The organism is Brevibacillus agri, assembly GCF_004117055.1.
GTDB lineage: Bacteria > Bacillota > Bacilli > Brevibacillales > Brevibacillaceae > Brevibacillus > Brevibacillus agri.
In genome coordinates this window covers 3,186,341-3,203,426 of the sequence record NZ_CP026363.1, presented here as the reverse complement: position 1 = coordinate 3,203,426, position 17,086 = coordinate 3,186,341, and the positions used below count along the sequence as shown (strand labels likewise).

The window sequence follows — 17,086 nt, the reverse complement described above, 5'->3', positions numbered from 1 at the left end:
ACGAATACCTATCGCCGCTTCATAAATGTAGAGTAGCTACATGCAGTGGCGGAGGTGAAAATTTGGATGGATGAGTTTAAAAAAGAGCTGAAAAAGCTGAAGGCTTCGGAATTCAAGGCGGAGAACGTGACTCCATGGGATAAAGAAAAAGAACAGGAAACGATGCTCGTGCGCAGCCGGTGTGGCCGTTGCAGCCACGGGCGATGCGGAGGCTGTGCCAGATGCGGGCGCTGTGGCGGATGCGGCGGTTGCAGTTGTTCTTGTAGCTGTTTTGGCACCTGCTTCTTTCCGTGCTTCTTCCCGTGCACGCAGTGCGCCCGATGCTTCTAGTCTAGTCTCCCAGCCTCCCGCGCAGCAAACGGGCAGGCCAACTCCACGAAAGCTTCTGTCAGGCGGTTGTCAGGCAGGAGCTTTTCGCTTTTTTTGCGCAGGCATTTCGGACAAAGCGCACGACATAAAATGACCGTGACACCCTCATGGCGCAAAGTGGCGCACGCAGCCAAGCAAGGAGGAAGAGCATGGTCAAACTGAATCCGTCGATGCGTCTTGCAGTGAACCGGGATACGTTTTTTTTGCCCAATCCCGATGGCAGCGTCTATTTTCGCAATAACGTCGGGACGTTTCGCATGGAAGGGGAAATGATCGATCAGTGGGTCCAGCAGTTGCTGCCGATCTTCAACGGCGAGCACACGCTGGCTGAGATCACGGCTGATTTGCCGGAAGCATACCAGAGCCAAATTTATCAGATCGCCGAGAGCCTGCTGCAAAACGGATTCGTCCAGGACGTAAGCGACTGCAAGCCGCATCAACTGTCCGCTGCGGTCGTGGAGCGATTTTCCGCGCAGATCGGCTTCGTCGAGCAACTCGCTGGCTCAGGCGGCCAGGCATTTCAGGCGTATCGGCAGCAAAAGCCACTCGCCGTAGGGGCTGGCTCCTTTTTGCTCGCTTTGATTCACGCGTTATGGGAGTCGGGCTGCCCGCACGTTCACTTCGCGCTGACCGATCGGTCGTCTGTCAATCGAGAGCGGCTGGCAGAGCTGTATGCGCATGCGAGGCAAAAAGACCCGGAGGCAGAGCTGACCGAAATCCCCATCCAGCAGCAGGGAAAAGCGGGCTGGGAGCAGGCGCTTGCGCCGTTTTCTGCGGTTTTGTACGTCGCAGATGATGCAGAGCAGAGCGAGCTGCCTCTCGTGCATGCCGTGTGCCGGGAGATGGGAAAAACGTTCGTTCCCGCCTTTGGGCTGCTGCAAAAAGGAGTGGCTGGCCCGTTGGTGCACCCGTCTTCGCCAGTGTGCCTGGATTCGGTGCTACGTCGCCTGCACCGCGTTTATTTGCGCGAAGACGCCCGCGGCCATCCGTTTACGGCCACGTCAGCCGCACTGTTGGCAAACGTCGCGGTCTTCGAATGGTTCAAGCAGGTGACAGGTGTAGCGGCAGCAGAGCCGGGCGGCAAGCTGTACGTGCTCGATCTGGAGACGCTTTCCGGGAGCTGGCGAACGGTTATGGCGCATCCGCTTGTACAGGGAAGCCCGCGTCTCGTCCCGGTGGACGAACAGCAGGTGCTTGCGGAAGCAGAGCCGCAAAGGCACGGTCTGTTTGCTTCCTTCCAGGCGTGGACTTCGCCGGACATTGGCATTTTTCACCTCTGGGACGAAGGAGAACTGGTGCAACTGCCGCTCGCGCAATGCCAGGTGCAGGCAGTCGATCCTGTAGCGGATGGTCCTGCCGAGCTGCTGCCCGCCCGGATATGCCCGGGCTACACCCATGAGGAGGCACGCAAGGAAGCGGGCTTGCTGGGGACGGAAATGTACGTGTCCCGCCTTGTTGGCGCGTGCGGCATCCGGACAGCTTCTGCGCATATGTTTGGCGGCGGCAAGCCGGACAGCACACAGGAGAGCGTCTACGGCATCGGCGCGGGAGAGTCGGGAGCGGAGGCGCTGTGCCGCGCCTTGTACAACTGCTTGCAGTCCAGCCTGGCCGAGCAGGTGCAGTTGCGGCCGCCCGTAGCGACTCGCGTGAAGCTGCCAGAGCTGCGCGACGAGCCGTGTCTTTTTTACTTGCGCGCGTTCGCCATTGAAAAAGAACAGCCGCAAATCGCCCGCGGTGCCGACCTGTGCGGCTTTCCGGTGTACTGGGTCGGGATTGGGAACGGGACAGAATGGGTTGGCACGGTTGGCCTGCATGAAGTGGCGGCGCTGCGCAAAGCGCTGCAAGCGGCGTTGCTAAAACGGCAAGGAGCGGCGGATGAAGTCCTCGCCTCTGTCGTGAGGACGTCCTTTGTTTCACTGGACCAGCCCGAACAGCCCGAGCAAGAGGCGATGCTTCGTCCCTGCCCGGACAGCGAGGCAGAGCTGTGGCAGCAGGCGCGCGACGTGCTGGCCCGGCAACGGCTGGTCCCCGTGCTGCTGAATGCGGCTGTGGAGCCATTTTTACAGGAAGATTTGGCGGGGGTCGTCGCTTTGTCGCTGCGAGAGGAGGAAGCGCATGGGTAAGGAGATTCTGGTCGTGGGCGAAGGGCTGCTGGCTGATCTGGTCGCAGCACGGTTGCAGGCGGATTTTTGCGTGACGCGAAAGCAGACGGTCGAGCGGGAAGAGACACATGCCGACCTGGCGCTGGTGCTGCAAGACGGCTGGCGGCCGCATGAACATCTGGAAGCGGAAAAGTGGCTACAAGCCGCGGGCGTTCCTTGGCTCAGGGCGTTTGTGTCCTTCGGCGAAGCGGTGATCGGGCCGTACGTGCAGCCGGGGCTTCCGGGCTGCTCGCAATGCGCGGACATGCGGCGGCTCATGGCTGGCCGCGATCGCAAGGAAATGTGGGAGCACCAGTTTCAACTGACAAAAGAAGGCGGGGTGGCGGCAGATGCCTGGGCTTCGCGCACCGGACTTTTGCAGGTGAGCCATTATGTAGTGGCGGAAGTACAGCGGATGGCTGCGGGAAAACAAGCCCGGTTGCGCGACCATCTCCAGTTGCTCGACCTAGAGACGTTGGCAAGCTCTCGCCACTTTTTTCTCGCCGATCCGCTCTGCGGCATTTGCGGTCGTCTGGACGAGGACACGTCAGAGCGGGCGACGTTTGCCTGGAAGCCGAGTCCGAAGCGGCATCCGGACAGCTACCGCGTGAAGTCGATGGCGGAGTTGCAGCCCGCGCTGCGCACGGAATACGTGGATGCGCGGACAGGCTTTTTAAACGGGAAAATGCGCGATCTCGTCTCGGTTTACTCGGATGTGAGCGTCAATCTGCCGCTGTTTCCCCACGACGAAGCGACAGCGGGGCGGTCCAATTCCTATGCCGACAGCGAGTGGACGGCGATTCTGGAAGGGCTGGAGCGCTACTGCGGCTTGACGCCGCGCGGCAAGAAAACGGTCGTCTACGACTGCTACGCGAATCTGGCGGAGCACGCGCTCGACCCTGTGACATGCGGCGTTCATTCCCGGGAGCAGTACGCTATGCCCGGCTTTCCGTTTCAGCCGTTCGACCCGAAGCGACCGATGAACTGGGTATGGGGCTATTCCTGCATGAAGGAGCGGCCGATCCTCGTTCCCGAGCGGATGGCTTACTACAGTCTCGGCTACGGAGACGGATTCGTCTTCGAGACGTCCAATGGCTGTGCGATCGGGGGAAGCCTGGAGGAAGCGATTTTTTACGGCATGTTGGAAGTGGTGGAGCGCGATGCTTTTTTGCTCACCTGGTATGCCCGGCTGCCGCTGCCGAGGCTCGATCCGGCGACGTCCGGCGACCGGGAGCTGGACTTGATGCTCGCGCGGCTTGAGTCCGTCACCGACTACGACCTGCACTTGTTCAACGCGACGCTGGAAAACGGCATTCCGAGCGTGTGGATGATCGCGAAAAACCGCAAACAGACAGGGCTGAATCTCGTCTGCGCAGGCGGCGCCCATCCCGATCCGATCCGGGCAGTCAAAAGCGGGCTGCACGAGACGGCAGCGATGCTGAACAATTTGCACGACAAGTTTGAAGCGAACCGCGACCGCTATGTGCGCATGTACCACGACGCCTCGCTCGTGAAAAAAATGGACGATCACGCCATGCTCTACGGCTTGCCGGAGGCGGAAGAACGCCTCGGCTTTTTGCTCGAAAATAACGGGCCGCAGCAGTCGTTTGCCGAGGCGTTTGCGCAGCCGGGCAGGCACGCGGATCTGACAGACGACTTAAAGGCGCTGTTGGCTGTATTTCGCCGCTTGCAGCTCGACGTGATCGTCGTGGAGCAGACGACGCCAGAGGTGAGCCGCATCGGGCTGTCCTGCGTGCGCGTCCTGATTCCGGGGATGCTACCGATGACGTTTGGTCACCATTTGACGCGGCTGACCAATCTGGAGCGCGTCTTGCACGTTCCTGTCACGCTCGGCTACGCCAAACAGCCGCTCACGTACGCCCAACTGAATCCACATCCGCACCCGTTTCCGTAAAAGCAACGACCAAAGGGGGAGAGTGTGAGGAAATGAGCCTTGAGCGTTTCGTGCACGACCTGCATTTTGCCACCGAAAAAGTCAGGCCGCCCGATCTGGAAGTGAACTGGGACGACGCTCCGCTGCCCTACAAGCTGTATAGCGGCTTGCCGGCTGTGTCGTTGCCTGCGGAGGTGGCATTGTCACTGGCGGAGGAAAAGGTAGAGGGCGAACCGTCGCTCGCCCAGCTCGGCAGCCTGCTCTACTATATGTACGGACTGGCAAAAGTCAGCCAGACGGTATTTCCGCAAGAGGCCGCGGAGGAGGGGCTGTTTCCCGTGCAGTCTTACCGCAGGGCGATTCCTTCCGGCGGGGCGTTGTATCCGAACGAAGTCTACCTGTACGGAAAGCTCTCGTACATGGCCCAGGGCGTCTATCATTACGATGTGGCGCATCATCGGCTCGTGCTGCTTCGCGAAGGCGACTTCGATGCTTACGTAAGCCAGTCGCTCGGCCAGCGCTGCGCGCTTCACCATTGCTTTGGCGCGCTGTTTGTCTCCGCTTACTTTTGGAAAAACGCCTTTAAATACGACCTGTTTTCATACCGGCTGCAAGGGCTGGACACGGGAGTGCTGCTCGGGCAATGGTTGGCTTTGGCCGAGGGTTGCGGCATCGAAACAGGGGTGCACTATTTGTTTTTGGATCGCGCAATCAACCACCTGCTCGGCTTGTCCGGAAACGAAGAGAGCGTGTACGCGATCATGCCGCTTGCAGCGAAGCGACAGGAAGCGTGGCCGCTGCCCGCAGCGCCGGGGCTTTCCGCTGGAGCGAAATCCCGAGGGGAGACGACGGCTGAACAACTGCTCCGGCAGCTAGAACCTGTCACGCATCGGTATCATATCGGCTCGCAGAGGCAAAAAGACTACCCGCTGCTGCGCAAAATGAATGAAGCGGCGATGTACGAGTCGACCGCTTCATTTGGAACTCCGCGAGCCGCCGCCGAGCAGCCAGTCGCGGACAGTGCAAAGAAGCGGCATGTTTTGCCGGACAGCTTGCCGCAGCGGTACGATTTCGCGGAGTTTTGCCGCCGCCGCACTTCGCCGGAGCTTGACTTTGTTTGGCGAAAAATCGCCCAGGAGCAGCTATCCGCTCTCTTGCAGGAGGCGTTCGGCGCTTTTCGCTACCGCCATGACCTCGGCGGCACAGACAGTGGGCTGCCCGCGCTCTGCGTCTGCATTCACCAGGTGGACGGCATCGAAAACGGGGCGTACCGCTACGAGCCAGACAGCCACAGTCTGCTGGCGAGACGGTACGGGGACCAGCGGCTGGAGCTGCAAGCGGGCATGACGCTCGACAATGTCAATCTGTTTCAGGTGCCGCTCTGCTTCCACGTAGCGGGGGAGCGAAACCAGTTGCGCGACAGATGGGGGGACAGAGGCTACAGGATTTTGCAGATGCAGGCGGGGATCGCGGTACACCGCTTGCTGCTTGGCGCTTTTTCCTGCGGGCTGGGAGGACATCCGCTGCTCGGGTACGATGTGGCGAAAAGCGACGGCATTTACGGGCTGGCAGATGAGCAGAAGACGTGCCTGATTCAGTTGCCCGTTGGCTCGTACAGGCCGCGAGTCCGCCTAGAGGGGAGCTTGCATGGGTAAAAAAAGAGAAGGCTGACGTGCGCCGGATGCACAGAAATCAGCCTTCTCTTCGTTATGGATGATTACCCTTGTTGCTTTTCCGCGCTTGGCGCAGGAGCAGATGCCTTGGCTGCTTTTGCCTGAAACATCCTCTCCAGCGGCAGCACTTTGCTGAGCAGGTTGTGAATATGTTTCGATTCCTTCGTCAGTACCGGGCCGAGAATGGCCAGAATCAGGACGTAGAGGGCGGTGAATGGCTGCAAAATTTCCAACAGTCCGCCTGCTTTCCCCATATTCGCAATCAGGATGGAAAATTCCCCGCGCGCCGTAATCGTCAGCCCGATGTTCGAGGAAGCGCGTGCCGACAAGCCTGCGCTGCGCCCGGCCAGAAGTCCGGCGGTGTAGTTTCCGATCAGCGTAATGGCGACAGCCGCCAGTGACAGCCAGACAGCTCCGCCGAGCTGAAGCGGGTCAATCGACAAGCCGAAGCTGAAGAAGAACATGGCGCCAAAAAAGTCGCGGAAAGGCAGAATCATGTGCTCAATTCTCTTCATATGGACCGTTTCTGCAAGGACCAGACCGACGAGCAAGGCGCCAATCGCCTCGGCTACGTGGATGGTTTCCGAGAAACCAGCTACGAGGAACAGGCCTGCAAAGACCGTCAACATGAAAAGTTCATTTGATTTGATATTGAGCGCACGGTTGAGCAATGGAACGAGCTTGCGCCCTACGATGATGAACAGAAGCATGTAGCCGAGTGCGATCAGCGCAGAAGTGAGGACGCCGACGACCGATGTGGCTCCGCTGAGCACGAGACCGGACATGATGGACAAGTAAACAGCGAGGAACAGGTCGTCAAACATAATCATGCCCAGAATCATTTCCGTTTCCGGGTTGGCTGTCCGTTTAAGATCCACCAGCACTTTTGCCACGATGGCTGTAGAGGAGATCGTCGTAATACCGGCGATAATGAGAATTTCTTTGAAAGGAACCCCGGCAAAGTACCCGAAGAGCAAGCCGAGCGTAAAGTTGATGCCTATATAGATAGTGCCGCCGATCGCGATAGAGCGTCCCGCTTTAATCAGACGGCCAACCGAAAATTCAAGCCCGACGTAAAACAAGAGGAACAAAACACCCATCCGACCCATGAAGTCAATGAGCGGTTCGCTTTCAATAAACCGAAAGTCGATCAGACCGATCGAAGCGGCGTGCGGCCCTACGGCCATGCCGATGAGGATGTAAAACGGAACGATGGAAAAGCGGAGTTTTTGCGAAATGAACCCTGCGATGGCAATCAAGCCAATGGCTAGACCAATTTCAAAGACGATGTGTTCCAAATCAAGCCCCCCCTGATATGAGTGTAGATTTTAACACCTTCACCTGCCCTCTCTCACCTGCCACAACCAGCGTCACGCCTGCAGTCAGAACGCACTCTGGTCCCGGACTCACTTTTTGCTTTTGATCCTTTTCAATAATGGCGATGATGGTAGCCCCGGTCTTTTGGCGAATGTCCAGTTCCCCGATCGACTTGCCGATGCAGGCTGACCCTGGCTCGATCTTGTACCATTCAATCACGAGCTGGTCGAGCGCCATCTCGATCGTTTCCAGCGCTTTCGGCTTGTAGGTCATCCCGCCGATGATGCCAGCCAACTGCCGCGATTCCTGGTCATCCAGCGTGACCATGGAGACGCTTTCGTCCCAGTCGTCTTTGTCAAAATGGTAAATTTCCCGTTGGCCGTCATCGTGGATAATGATAATCAGCTTGTCGCCGCTTCTTGTTTCCACCTGGTACTTTCGTCCGATTCCTGGCAAATCTGATTCCCTGATAGTGAACATGGAAACGCCTCCTAAAAAGTGGAATCCACCTGTTTTTCGACAAACAAATAATTGTTTGCTAATATCATCATATACTTAAATGATGCGAATAGTCTACATTTCGAAACAGTTTGCAAAAAATATGACACACTTTGTCTGAATTCTGAATGGGCAGAAAAGTACAAAAAAAGACCGCCTCTGCGAGTAGTCCAGGTAAACGATCTTTAACTTGGGTTGAACACTATGATTGTCTTTTTTTTGATGTCTTCCAGCAGCTTGATGATTCGTTCGTTTTGCTCGACTTGCATGAGAATGTTCGCGTTGATTTTCCGCAGGGCGTCGTACAGGGCAGCCAAAGCAGCAACGGCAACGACGGCAACCAAAACCAGCATCGGCTCGCTCCTTTTACATTTTCTGCTAATCTATCTAATAGAAAGAATTGTACCATATTTACCAGATTTGGCGTGCGCAAGGCCCATAGCTTTGCACAGATTCTCCCGGGCAAATGCCGCTTTTCATTGAACTATGAACAAATCGTCTCTATACTTGAATCATAAGCATCGGTTGATATAAAAGAGGGGTAGTATGCAAAACTGGCTGACGCATTTCATTGAACAATACAGCTATCTGGGCATTTTTTTGATGATGGCGCTGGAAAACGTATTTCCACCGATTCCTTCTGAAGTGATCCTGACATTTGGCGGTTTTATGACCACACACTCGGCGTTGACCGTGCCGGGTGTCATTTTGTCGGCCACGTTCGGGTCCGTACTCGGCGCGATTTTGCTTTACGGGATCGGCTACTATTTGGACGTAGGAAAAATCGAGAAGGTCGTAGAGCGCTGGGGACATCTGCTGCGGGTCAAGCAGACAGACATCGAGAGAGCGCATGCCTGGTTTGACAAATACGGCTACTGGACGATTTTGTTTTGCCGGATGATTCCGTTGGTGCGCAGCCTCATTTCCATTCCGGCGGGGATGACCCGGATGAATCTCCCGCTGTTTTTGCTGTTTACGAGCATCGGGACGCTGCTGTGGAACATTGCCCTGGTGTGGATCGGGGCGTTTCTCGGCGAATCGTGGCAAGATGTTTTGCACGTGATGGACGTCTACTCCCACTTTGTCTACGGGGTGATCGCTGTCGCTGCTCTTGTTTTTCTCATCGTTTTCCTGCGCAAGCGCAGAACCCATCCATAAAGCGTTGCCCGCTGTCAGCCATCCGCCATCTTTCCGTTTGGGAAAGGTGGTTTTTTCAGCTAGGGAGCCTTTTGACAAAATCGTATCGGCATACAGGCAGCGAAAGCGTCGCCAAAAGCGGGCAGGCAGGCGAAACAGGTAAAGATCGTGAAAAAAGTCGTAATACTCTTGCAAATACAACGGCATTGCTTTTCGTTATCGTGTAGGGTAGGGGACCGCAGCACGCTTTTTCCCTCATGCACAAAAAGACAGGGAGGCGATTGCCAATGATCGATGTATTGCTCGTAAACGGCGTGGTCATCACGATGGACAAGGACAGACGGGTGATTGCGGACGGCGCAGTCGCGATTGACGACGGGCGGATCGTGGAGGTCGGGGTGCGGGAGATCGTTTGCACAGGGCCGTGCAACCCGCCGTGGCCGCATCCGTTCAGCCGCTGGGTCGACGGGAAAAAGGTGACGAAGGAAGTGACCTACGAAGAAGTGCTGGCGGGAGCCGAAGCGGTGATCGAGGCGCTGCACCATGCCAACTCGGACAGGACGCGGGCGTACATCACGCCGTTTGTCATCGTCACGTCGATCAACCCGTCGGCTCCGACCCAGGCCGATCAGTTGTTTGGCCCCACCGATTTTGACCGTTACCAGGCGCGAAAAATCCGGGAAATTGCCCGCAAGTACGACACGCGGATTCACTCTGACGCGTTTGGCGGCATGATTCATCTGGCTGTGCAAGACAAAGAGTACGCCTTGCTCGGTCCAGACGTCCACTTGCAGCATTGTCGCGGCATTTCGTTTGACGAAGCGAAAATTTTGGCGGAGACGGGGACGAATGTGAGCGCTTCTCCCGGTTTCGGGCAAATCAACGCCTGGACGCCGATCACCGAGCTATTGGAAATGGGGGCGACCGTCGCCATCACGACGGACGGCACTTCGCCGATGACGCCGTTTGACATGTTTCAGGCGATGCGCAGAATGCAGCTTTTGCAGCAGGCGGCTCTGCGCGATTACTTTTACCTGCCGCCCGGCAAGCTGCTGGAAATGGTGACGATTGATGCGGCGCGCTGCGTGGGCTGGGACGACGAGCTGGGCTCGCTCGAAGCAGGGAAAAAGGCCGATGTGATTACGGTGAACATGCAGCAGGCTCATTTGACGCCGGAAACGATGCACGTCCAACGCTTGGTGTACCAGGCCGTTGGCGGCGATGTGAACCACGTGATCGTCGACGGACAGTTGGTCATGGATCAGCGGCAGGTGCTGACCGTGGATGAGCAGCGCATTTTGACGGAGGCGAATGAAGAGGCGGCACGCACGATTGCGCGGGCGGGGCTTGCCGCTTACATGCAGCCGGGCAAGTACTTCTGGGGGCATGCGCGGGCCTACCTGGATGAAGGGCGGGCGCGGCCGTTGTTTTCGTAGCGACTAAGGCTGCGCCAATGGCTTGGCGTAGCCACGTTTTCCAATCGTTTGCCAAGGGGACTGTGACGCCATGGCTTGCAACGGCGGGGCAAGGAGCCGACTTCCTTGCCCTTTTCCTCTGGGGTGGCCATGTTCACGGAGAAAATGCAGGCGGACAAGAACCGAACAGCAGGAACTGTGCAGGGCGGCAAGGAATTAATACGTAAAGCCAGTACGTGCCCAGTAATGTAAGCGCATACATATCGTCTGCATGAAACGGAAAAAGGAGGCCGACCACAGATGAATCCCCATCCGCATGGAAGCAACGAACCGGACAAGTCCTCGCTGGAACACGATATCCATACCGATTTCAAGAAGGAAATGACGTATGGCGACTACCTGCATCTGGACAAAATTTTGGCAAGCCAGCAGCGGCTGTCGACTCATCACGATGAGATGCTGTTCATCATTATTCACCAGGTGAGCGAGCTGTGGATGAAGCAGATTTTGCACGAGCTTGCCGCGGCGATGGACTGTATTGCCAATCACGAGCTGGAGCCGGCGTTCAAGATGTTTTCGCGGGTGTCGCGCATCCAGCAACAGCTTATCAAGTCGTGGGATGTGCTCTCCACGCTCACTCCCGCCGATTACTTGCAGTTCCGCGACAAGCTCGGGCACTCGTCCGGTTTTCAGTCGTTTCAAAACAGGCTGATCGAATTTACGCTCGGTTACAAAAACGCTCATGTGCTGGCCGTGTACGAGCATCAGCCAAAGCTGCACGGGCAGTTGAACAAAGCGTTGCATGCGCCGAGCATTTACGATGCGGCGATCAAGGAAATGGCGGCGCGCGGCTTGCCGATCGACCCGGCGTGCCTGGAGCGGGACTGGTCGCAGCCGTATCAGCCAAACGCGAGCGTCGAGCAAGCCTGGCTGACGGTTTACCGCGACGTGCACCAATATTGGGACTTGTACGAGCTGGCGGAAAAGCTCGTCGACATCGCCAGCCAGCAGCAGCAATGGCGCTTCAACCATATGACGACCGTGGAGCGCATCATCGGGCAAAAGCCCGGAACGGGCGGTTCCTCTGGCGTCGCTTATTTGCGCAGGGCGCTCGATCACCGTTTTTTCCCGGAGCTGTGGAGCCTGCGCACACAGCTATAGGACAATCCAAGCGAATAGGCAACGGTAAAATCCCACAGCAAACAGGCGTGCGGACAAACATGTTCGGTCACGCCTGTTTTTTTTGACGCGCAAAGCGCGTGAGCTATCAGGACACAGGAACAGCACGATGCTAAGCCTAGCATGCATCCGACGGCAACGAACGTACCTGGCAGAAAACTTCCATCCGGTTGTCGATGCTTACATTTTCACAAAAAGAACTCTTCGAAAAAATGGAACTTTTTGCATGTCATTGTTACAATCAAGGAAGAAGGAGAAAGCCGTGACCGAAAAAAAGGTGGATGTAATCATTTCGCTGCTTGTTGACTGCCTGGGGGGATCCAGGTTTTTTGTCCTCGAAAGTCCCGCCTCAAATTGCCGCGCACCAGGACTCCAAGCGCAAATTTTCACATATTCTTCCTAATATTGGGCACAAATACCCTTCATTTCCCAAGTTTGCTTTGCTTATTATTTTTGAGATAAGCCATGTTTGTCAGAAAAAGCCGAAACGGAGTGGGCATTTGGATGGAAACGATGAAGCCGCCGATGGAAGTTTTGTACGCAGCGCAACTGGCTGCTTTGCGGGCCAACGACACTGGAGCCAAGCCGCCGAACTGGCAATTGTCGCCGCGAGCGGTCCGCGACTTTATTCTCGGCACCGACAAGCCGCTTGCGTACGAAGGAGAGTCCATCGAGATTACGAAAAAGTTTTACGGCGACGATGCCCTGATCGAGCGGGCGATCGTGACGCTTGCCGGAAATCGCGGACTCATGCTCGTAGGCGAGCCGGGAACGGCGAAGACGATGTTAAGCGAGCTGCTCTCGGCTGCGATCAGCGGCACGAGCACCAATACGATCCAGGGCACGGCGGGAACGACCGAGGACATGATTAAGTATTCGTGGAACTACGCCATGCTGCTGGACAAAGGGCCGTCGCTGCAAGCTTTGGTCCCGTCGCCCTTGTACAACGGCATGAACAAGGGCTTCATCACCCGCTTCGAAGAAATTACCCGTTGCCCCTTCGAGGTGCAGGACGTCTTAATCAGCATTTTGAGCGACAAAGTCATGAACATTCCCGAGCTTGCAGACGGCATCTTGTTTGCCAAGCCGGGCTTTAATATTATTGCCACCGCCAACCTAAGAGACAAAGGCGTCAACGAGATGAGAAGCGCTCAAGCGCCGCTTCAACTTCGAGACGATCGCGCCGATCAACCACGTCAAAATGGAAGCGCAAATCATCGAGTCGCAAGCGAAAATGATTTTGCAGCAAAGCGGCGTGGAAGTCGAGATTGATCGCGATGTCGTGGAACTTTTGGCGACGACCTTTATGGAACTGCGCACGGGCGAGACGAAGGAAGGCTACAAAATCGAGTCGCCGCAATCCGTCATGAGCACGGCGGAAGCGGTATCCGTCTACGTGCAGAGCGCGATGACCGCCTATTACTACGAGGGCAAGCCGATTACGCTGGAGCGGCTGGTGCAAAACTTGCAGGGTGCGGTCGTCAAGGAAAATCAGAAGGACGCGGGCATTTTGAAAACGTACTTCACGAAGGTGGTCAAAGAACGGGCAAAGGAAGAGGGCCTATGGGAAGCGTACTACAACGAGAAGAAATGGATCAAATAAACAGGCTGGTCGAGCAGGAGGTCTACGATCTTTCCGGGCAGGTCGTTTATTTTCCGGTCAGGCACCACAGCCCTGCTTGCGCCTACCATCTGCAAAAGACGATTGAGGCATACGCGCCGCAGATCATTTTGATCGAGGGGCCGGACAACAGCAACCACCTCATTCCGATTTTGACCGATGAACAGACGAAGCCGCCGATCAGCATTTACTACGCGTATGCGTCCGGGGAGAACAAGTACGTCTGCTACTTTCCGTTTTTGGCCTATTCGCCGGAATACGTCGCGCTCACCGAAGCGCGGAAGAGAGACAGATTGTAATATCAAGTGCGACACCTAGATAAAAAAACGGCCCATGATTGATTCGTGTAAAATGAAGTCACGACAACACCATTTACACAGGAGAATCAATCATGAGTTATACACATCTTAGCATAACAGAGCGTAGTGAGCTAGCACTCCTTCATCGGTTGGGTTGGTCTGCCCGCGCCATTGCCAGAGAACTCAAACGGCATCATGCTACCATTGCCCGTGAGTTAAAACGGGGTTGTAAGGCAGGGGAATATCAGGCAGAAGCCGCGCATGAGGTTTACGAGAAACGTCGCGAACGGTCTGTTCCCAGAGGCAAGCGGACTCCTGAACGTGAGCATTACATTGCCAGTAAGCTGGCGCAGACCTGGTCTCCCGAGCAGATTGCCGGACGGATGAGTCAGGAATGCCCCGAACAGAAAGTGTCGTTTAAAACGATGTATCGCTGGCTGTATCAGGGCTTTTTGGTTAAAGGAGATACCACCGTTCTGCGCCACAAAGGGAAACGCCGGAGACCAATCGAAACACGTGGTCGCTTCAACGTAGGAAAGTCCATTCGGCAGCGACCCAAGGAAGTACGAAAGCGTGAGAGCTTTGGTCATTGGGAACGGGATACGGTTGTTTCCAGCCGTGGAAAAAGTAAGGCGTGCGTCGCGACGTTCGCTGAGCGCAAGACACGCTTTTACCTTGCCGTAAAGATGCCTGATCGTACCTCGGCTTCCATGGAAAAGGCCTTTGGTTTCGTTGCTGAGTCGTTACCGAAAGGATCGTTTCAAACAGCTACCGTTGACCGTGGCAAAGAGTTTGCCTGTTACGAACGGCTGGAGTCAGCACATGGCGTAAACATTTACTTTGCCGATCCCTACTCTTCCTGGCAAAGGGGCACGAACGAGAACGCAAATGGCCTTCTGCGAGAATTTTTTCCCAAAGGCAAGGATTTTGCCGAAGTCTCCGAGGAGGAACTGATTCAGGCCTTGGAGCTCATTAACAATCGGCCAAGAAAATGTCTGGGCTGGAAGACCGCTTACGAATCATTCATGGAAGCTCTGTCGCACTTGTCTTGACAATTCGTCGTCAGGCTCTTCTCGCAAAAATGTAGCTATTGACATCGTTCTGCAAGCATTGGCAAACTAAGGGTAGTTGTCTTTAGGGGAACGTTTGTTGCTGTTACATGCCTGCCTGAATCGGGATGGCGAAGCTGTCGGTCAATTCGTGGCTATCGCCAAACGGCAACCTGCACGAAAAGAGGATGAAGAATAAGCGCAGTTACTTTCTTTCGGGGAACGGAATGGAGTGGAAAATGATGAAGCAAGCCAAAACGAATGCGATGCGGATTTTGGACAAGGAAAAAATCGACTACACTATGCTGACGTACCGGACCGACGACGGGAAAATTGACGGCGTCTCGGTGGCGCAAAAAATCGGCCGGGAAGCTGGAGTCGTCTACAAGACGCTCGTTTCGCAAGGCACGAGCCGGGCGTACTACGTCTTCGTCATCCCGGTGGAGGCGGAGCTGGATTTGAAAAAAGCGGCGAAAGTGGTCGGGGAGAAAAAGATCGAGATGATCGCTGTGAAAGACATTACCGCCGTAACGGGATATGTGCGGGGCGGCTGTTCTCCGGTGGGGATGAAAAAGCTGTTCCCGACCGTCATTGACAGCCGCGCGGAGCAAATGGAGCGGATCATCGTCAGCGGAGGGAACATCGGCGTGCAGATCGAGCTTGCGGTTGACGGGCTGCTGAAGGCGACAAAAGGCCGGCTGGCTGACGTTTCTACGCTGCCAACCGCATGAGGCCGGTTTTTTTGGAGCGGATGCATGGCGGTGAAATGAACCCTGCCGAACCTGGTGCGCAGATGCGGGTTTTGCCAGCCGGGCCGGGCTGATTTTCGCAAAACCTTATTGACACATCGGAATAATAGTAATAATCTGGAGGAAGAAAACCCATTCCTGCCGATTGGTCAACCAAAGGCTCCTGTGCTTGTACAGGGGCCTTTTTGTGCGTTCCAAAACTGACGGTTGCGGGCGTTGGCGGCAAGCCGTTTGGGATCGAGGAGGAGAGAAGATGGCAAAGAAAAGGCAACTGAGGCTCGGCGCCATGATTCACGGAATCGGCGGGCATATGGGCGCATGGCGACACCCGGATGCGCAGCCGGACGCCAGTGTCAGCTTTGCGTTTTACACGCAGCAGGCGCAAAAGGCGGAGGCCGGGAAGTTTGATCTCGTCTTCGTCGCGGACGGGCTGTACATCAATGAAAAATCGCTCCCGCACTTTTTGAACCGCTTCGAGCCGCTGACGATTTTGTCGGCCTTGGGCGGCGTCACCAGCAAAATCGGCCTGGTCGGGACGGTGTCGACTTCGTACAGCGAGCCGTTTACGGTAGCGAGGCAGCTCGCCTCCCTCGACCAGATCAGCGGCGGGAGGGCAGGCTGGAACGTCGTCACCTCGCCGCTGGAAGGCTCGGCGAAAAATTACGGCAACAAGCAGCATCCTGACCACGAGCTGCGTTACCGGATTGCCGAAGAATATTTGACCGTGGCAAAAGGGCTGTGGGATTCGTGGGAGGACGACGCCTTCGTCCGGGATAAGCAGTCCGGGGTGTTTTTCGACCCGGCGAAGATGCATCGGCTCGACCATCAGGGGGAGTTTTTCGCGGTGCAAGGGCCGTTGAACATCGCCCGCTCCCGACAGGGCCAGCCGGTCATTTTCCAGGCAGGCTCGTCGGAAAGCGGAAAGACATTGGCAGCCAAATCCGCCGATGCGGCCTTTACCGGACAAGAGACGCTTGCCGATGCACAGCGCTTTTACCGCGATGTCAAGGAACGGGCAGCCGCCTACGGGCGAAGCTCCGCCGACATTCTCATTTTCCCTGGGATCAGCCCGATCATCGGGCGAACGGCAGAGGAAGCGAAGCGCAAGCACGAAGAGCTGGCAAGCCTGGTCAGCATCGAGCAGGCACTGCATTTCTTGGGCCGATTTTTTGACCATCACGACTTTTCCCAGTACCCGCTGGACGAACCGTTCCCGGATATCGGCGAAGTCGGCAGCAACAGTTTCCGCAGCACGACGGACAAAATCAAGCAAAAGGCCAGGGAGCAAAAGTGGACGCTCAGGCAGACCGCGCTCTACACCGCGACGCCAGAGAGCGAGTTCATCGGCACGCCCGAGCACGTGGCGGATTTGATCCAGCGCTGGTTCGAGGAAGAGGCGGCAGACGGATTCATCCTCCAGTCGAACGTGCCGCGCGGGCTGGACGATTTCGTCGATCGGGTCGTTCCGATTTTGCAGCAGCGCGGCCTGTTCCGCACGGAGTACGAGGCCGACACGCTGCGCGGGAATCTCGGACTGCCATTCCCGGTCAATCGGTACGCGCAGCCGAGAAAACCGGAGCCGCAAGGGGTGAATGCGCCGTTGTAAAAACAGGGGAGGGGCGTGGGCGTTTGTTGCTCTGAGGGGGCGAGCAGGGGGGGCTTTTGGTTCTCTCGGAAAAACAGGGCTTGCGAGCAGTCCGCCCGACAAATAGCTGCCTGGCTGCCTGCATGAAAAGTTGCCCACC

Annotated in this window: 14 protein-coding genes and 1 pseudogene; 12 read left to right on the top strand and 3 right to left on the bottom strand. The window is 56.4% G+C overall.

What is annotated here, in order from left to right; all coding sequences use genetic code 11:
• Nucleotides 1-66: 66 nt before the first annotated feature.
• From BA6348_RS28045 to BA6348_RS15665, 4 genes are all read left to right on the top strand, one after another.
• The gene (locus BA6348_RS28045; protein ID WP_081414690.1) at nt 67-330 is read left to right on the top strand and encodes a heterocycloanthracin/sonorensin family bacteriocin; all 264 of its coding nucleotides are present in this window, start codon (nt 67-69) and stop codon (nt 328-330) included.
• Nucleotides 331-518: 188 nt separating this feature from the next.
• Entirely contained in the window at nt 519-2,492 is a 1,974-nt protein-coding gene (locus BA6348_RS15675; RefSeq protein WP_122953409.1) for a putative thiazole-containing bacteriocin maturation protein, read from the top strand.
• Nucleotides 2,485-4,425, top strand: a complete 1,941-nt coding sequence (locus BA6348_RS15670) for a TOMM precursor leader peptide-binding protein (RefSeq protein WP_005829588.1) — start codon at nt 2,485-2,487, stop codon at nt 4,423-4,425. The genes BA6348_RS15675 and BA6348_RS15670 overlap by 8 nt, the downstream gene beginning before the upstream one ends.
• Nucleotides 4,426-4,457: 32 nt before the next feature.
• Nucleotides 4,458-6,059 (top strand): SagB family peptide dehydrogenase, encoded by a 1,602-nt coding sequence (locus BA6348_RS15665; RefSeq protein WP_005829590.1) that lies wholly within the window; start codon nt 4,458-4,460, stop codon nt 6,057-6,059.
• Nucleotides 6,060-6,121: 62 nt separating this feature from the next.
• Here BA6348_RS15665 and BA6348_RS15660 read toward each other — a convergent pair whose 3' ends face one another.
• The 3 genes from BA6348_RS15660 to BA6348_RS26775 form a co-directional block, all read right to left on the bottom strand.
• A complete protein-coding gene (locus BA6348_RS15660) occupies nt 6,122-7,375 on the bottom strand; it encodes a cation:proton antiporter (RefSeq protein WP_005829592.1) in 1,254 nt (417 codons plus the stop codon).
• 1 nt (nt 7,376) lies between these two features.
• On the bottom strand, nt 7,377-7,874 hold the full coding sequence (locus BA6348_RS15655) for a cation:proton antiporter regulatory subunit (RefSeq protein WP_007786369.1): 498 nt from the start codon (nt 7,872-7,874) through the stop codon (nt 7,377-7,379).
• Nucleotides 7,875-8,077: 203 nt separating this feature from the next.
• Nucleotides 8,078-8,245, bottom strand: a complete 168-nt coding sequence (locus tag BA6348_RS26775) for a hypothetical protein (protein ID WP_007786367.1) — start codon at nt 8,243-8,245, stop codon at nt 8,078-8,080.
• 193 nt (nt 8,246-8,438) lie between these two features.
• Here BA6348_RS26775 and BA6348_RS15650 point away from each other — a divergent pair, with 193 nt between their 5' ends.
• From BA6348_RS15650 to BA6348_RS15615, 8 genes and pseudogenes are all read left to right on the top strand, one after another.
• Nucleotides 8,439-9,050 carry a DedA family protein gene (locus BA6348_RS15650; RefSeq protein ID WP_005829594.1) on the top strand — a complete coding sequence of 204 codons (612 nt, stop codon included), beginning with the start codon at nt 8,439-8,441 and terminating at the stop codon, nt 9,048-9,050.
• Nucleotides 9,051-9,316: 266 nt separating this feature from the next.
• Nucleotides 9,317-10,465 (top strand): amidohydrolase family protein, encoded by a 1,149-nt coding sequence (locus BA6348_RS15645; protein WP_122953407.1) that lies wholly within the window; start codon nt 9,317-9,319, stop codon nt 10,463-10,465.
• A gap of 279 nt (nt 10,466-10,744) precedes the next feature.
• On the top strand, nt 10,745-11,605 hold the full coding sequence (kynA, locus tag BA6348_RS15640; protein ID WP_005829598.1) for a tryptophan 2,3-dioxygenase: 861 nt from the start codon (nt 10,745-10,747) through the stop codon (nt 11,603-11,605).
• A gap of 522 nt (nt 11,606-12,127) precedes the next feature.
• Nucleotides 12,128-13,226, top strand: a pseudogene (locus tag BA6348_RS15635) (ATP-binding protein).
• Nucleotides 13,214-13,543: a DUF5682 family protein gene (locus BA6348_RS15630; protein WP_005829600.1), complete on the top strand. Its 330-nt coding sequence runs from the start codon at nt 13,214-13,216 to the stop codon at nt 13,541-13,543. The pseudogene BA6348_RS15635 and the gene BA6348_RS15630 overlap by 13 nt, the downstream one beginning before the upstream one ends.
• A gap of 92 nt (nt 13,544-13,635) precedes the next feature.
• On the top strand, nt 13,636-14,595 hold the full coding sequence (locus BA6348_RS15625) for an IS30 family transposase (protein WP_129552162.1): 960 nt from the start codon (nt 13,636-13,638) through the stop codon (nt 14,593-14,595).
• Between the two features lie 239 nt (nt 14,596-14,834).
• Nucleotides 14,835-15,323 carry a Cys-tRNA(Pro) deacylase gene (ybaK, locus tag BA6348_RS15620; RefSeq protein WP_005831219.1) on the top strand — a complete coding sequence of 163 codons (489 nt, stop codon included), beginning with the start codon at nt 14,835-14,837 and terminating at the stop codon, nt 15,321-15,323.
• Between the two features lie 271 nt (nt 15,324-15,594).
• Nucleotides 15,595-16,947: an LLM class flavin-dependent oxidoreductase gene (locus BA6348_RS15615; RefSeq protein WP_122953510.1), complete on the top strand. Its 1,353-nt coding sequence runs from the start codon at nt 15,595-15,597 to the stop codon at nt 16,945-16,947.
• Nucleotides 16,948-17,086 lie beyond the last annotated feature (139 nt).

Coding starts and splice junctions, on each gene's coding strand:
- BA6348_RS28045 (WP_081414690.1), top strand. CDS start 67: ATGGATGAGTTTAAAAAAGAGCTGAAAAAGCTGAAGGCTTCGGAATTC.
- BA6348_RS15675 (WP_122953409.1), top strand. CDS start 519: ATGGTCAAACTGAATCCGTCGATGCGTCTTGCAGTGAACCGGGATACG.
- BA6348_RS15670 (WP_005829588.1), top strand. CDS start 2,485: ATGGGTAAGGAGATTCTGGTCGTGGGCGAAGGGCTGCTGGCTGATCTG.
- BA6348_RS15665 (WP_005829590.1), top strand. CDS start 4,458: ATGAGCCTTGAGCGTTTCGTGCACGACCTGCATTTTGCCACCGAAAAA.
- BA6348_RS15655 (WP_007786369.1), bottom strand. CDS start 7,874: ATGTTCACTATCAGGGAATCAGATTTGCCAGGAATCGGACGAAAGTAC.
- BA6348_RS26775 (WP_007786367.1), bottom strand. CDS start 8,245: ATGCTGGTTTTGGTTGCCGTCGTTGCCGTTGCTGCTTTGGCTGCCCTG.
- BA6348_RS15650 (WP_005829594.1), top strand. CDS start 8,439: ATGCAAAACTGGCTGACGCATTTCATTGAACAATACAGCTATCTGGGC.
- BA6348_RS15645 (WP_122953407.1), top strand. CDS start 9,317: ATGATCGATGTATTGCTCGTAAACGGCGTGGTCATCACGATGGACAAG.
- kynA (WP_005829598.1), top strand. CDS start 10,745: ATGAATCCCCATCCGCATGGAAGCAACGAACCGGACAAGTCCTCGCTG.
- BA6348_RS15630 (WP_005829600.1), top strand. CDS start 13,214: ATGGATCAAATAAACAGGCTGGTCGAGCAGGAGGTCTACGATCTTTCC.
- BA6348_RS15625 (WP_129552162.1), top strand. CDS start 13,636: ATGAGTTATACACATCTTAGCATAACAGAGCGTAGTGAGCTAGCACTC.
- ybaK (WP_005831219.1), top strand. CDS start 14,835: ATGAAGCAAGCCAAAACGAATGCGATGCGGATTTTGGACAAGGAAAAA.
- BA6348_RS15615 (WP_122953510.1), top strand. CDS start 15,595: ATGGCAAAGAAAAGGCAACTGAGGCTCGGCGCCATGATTCACGGAATC.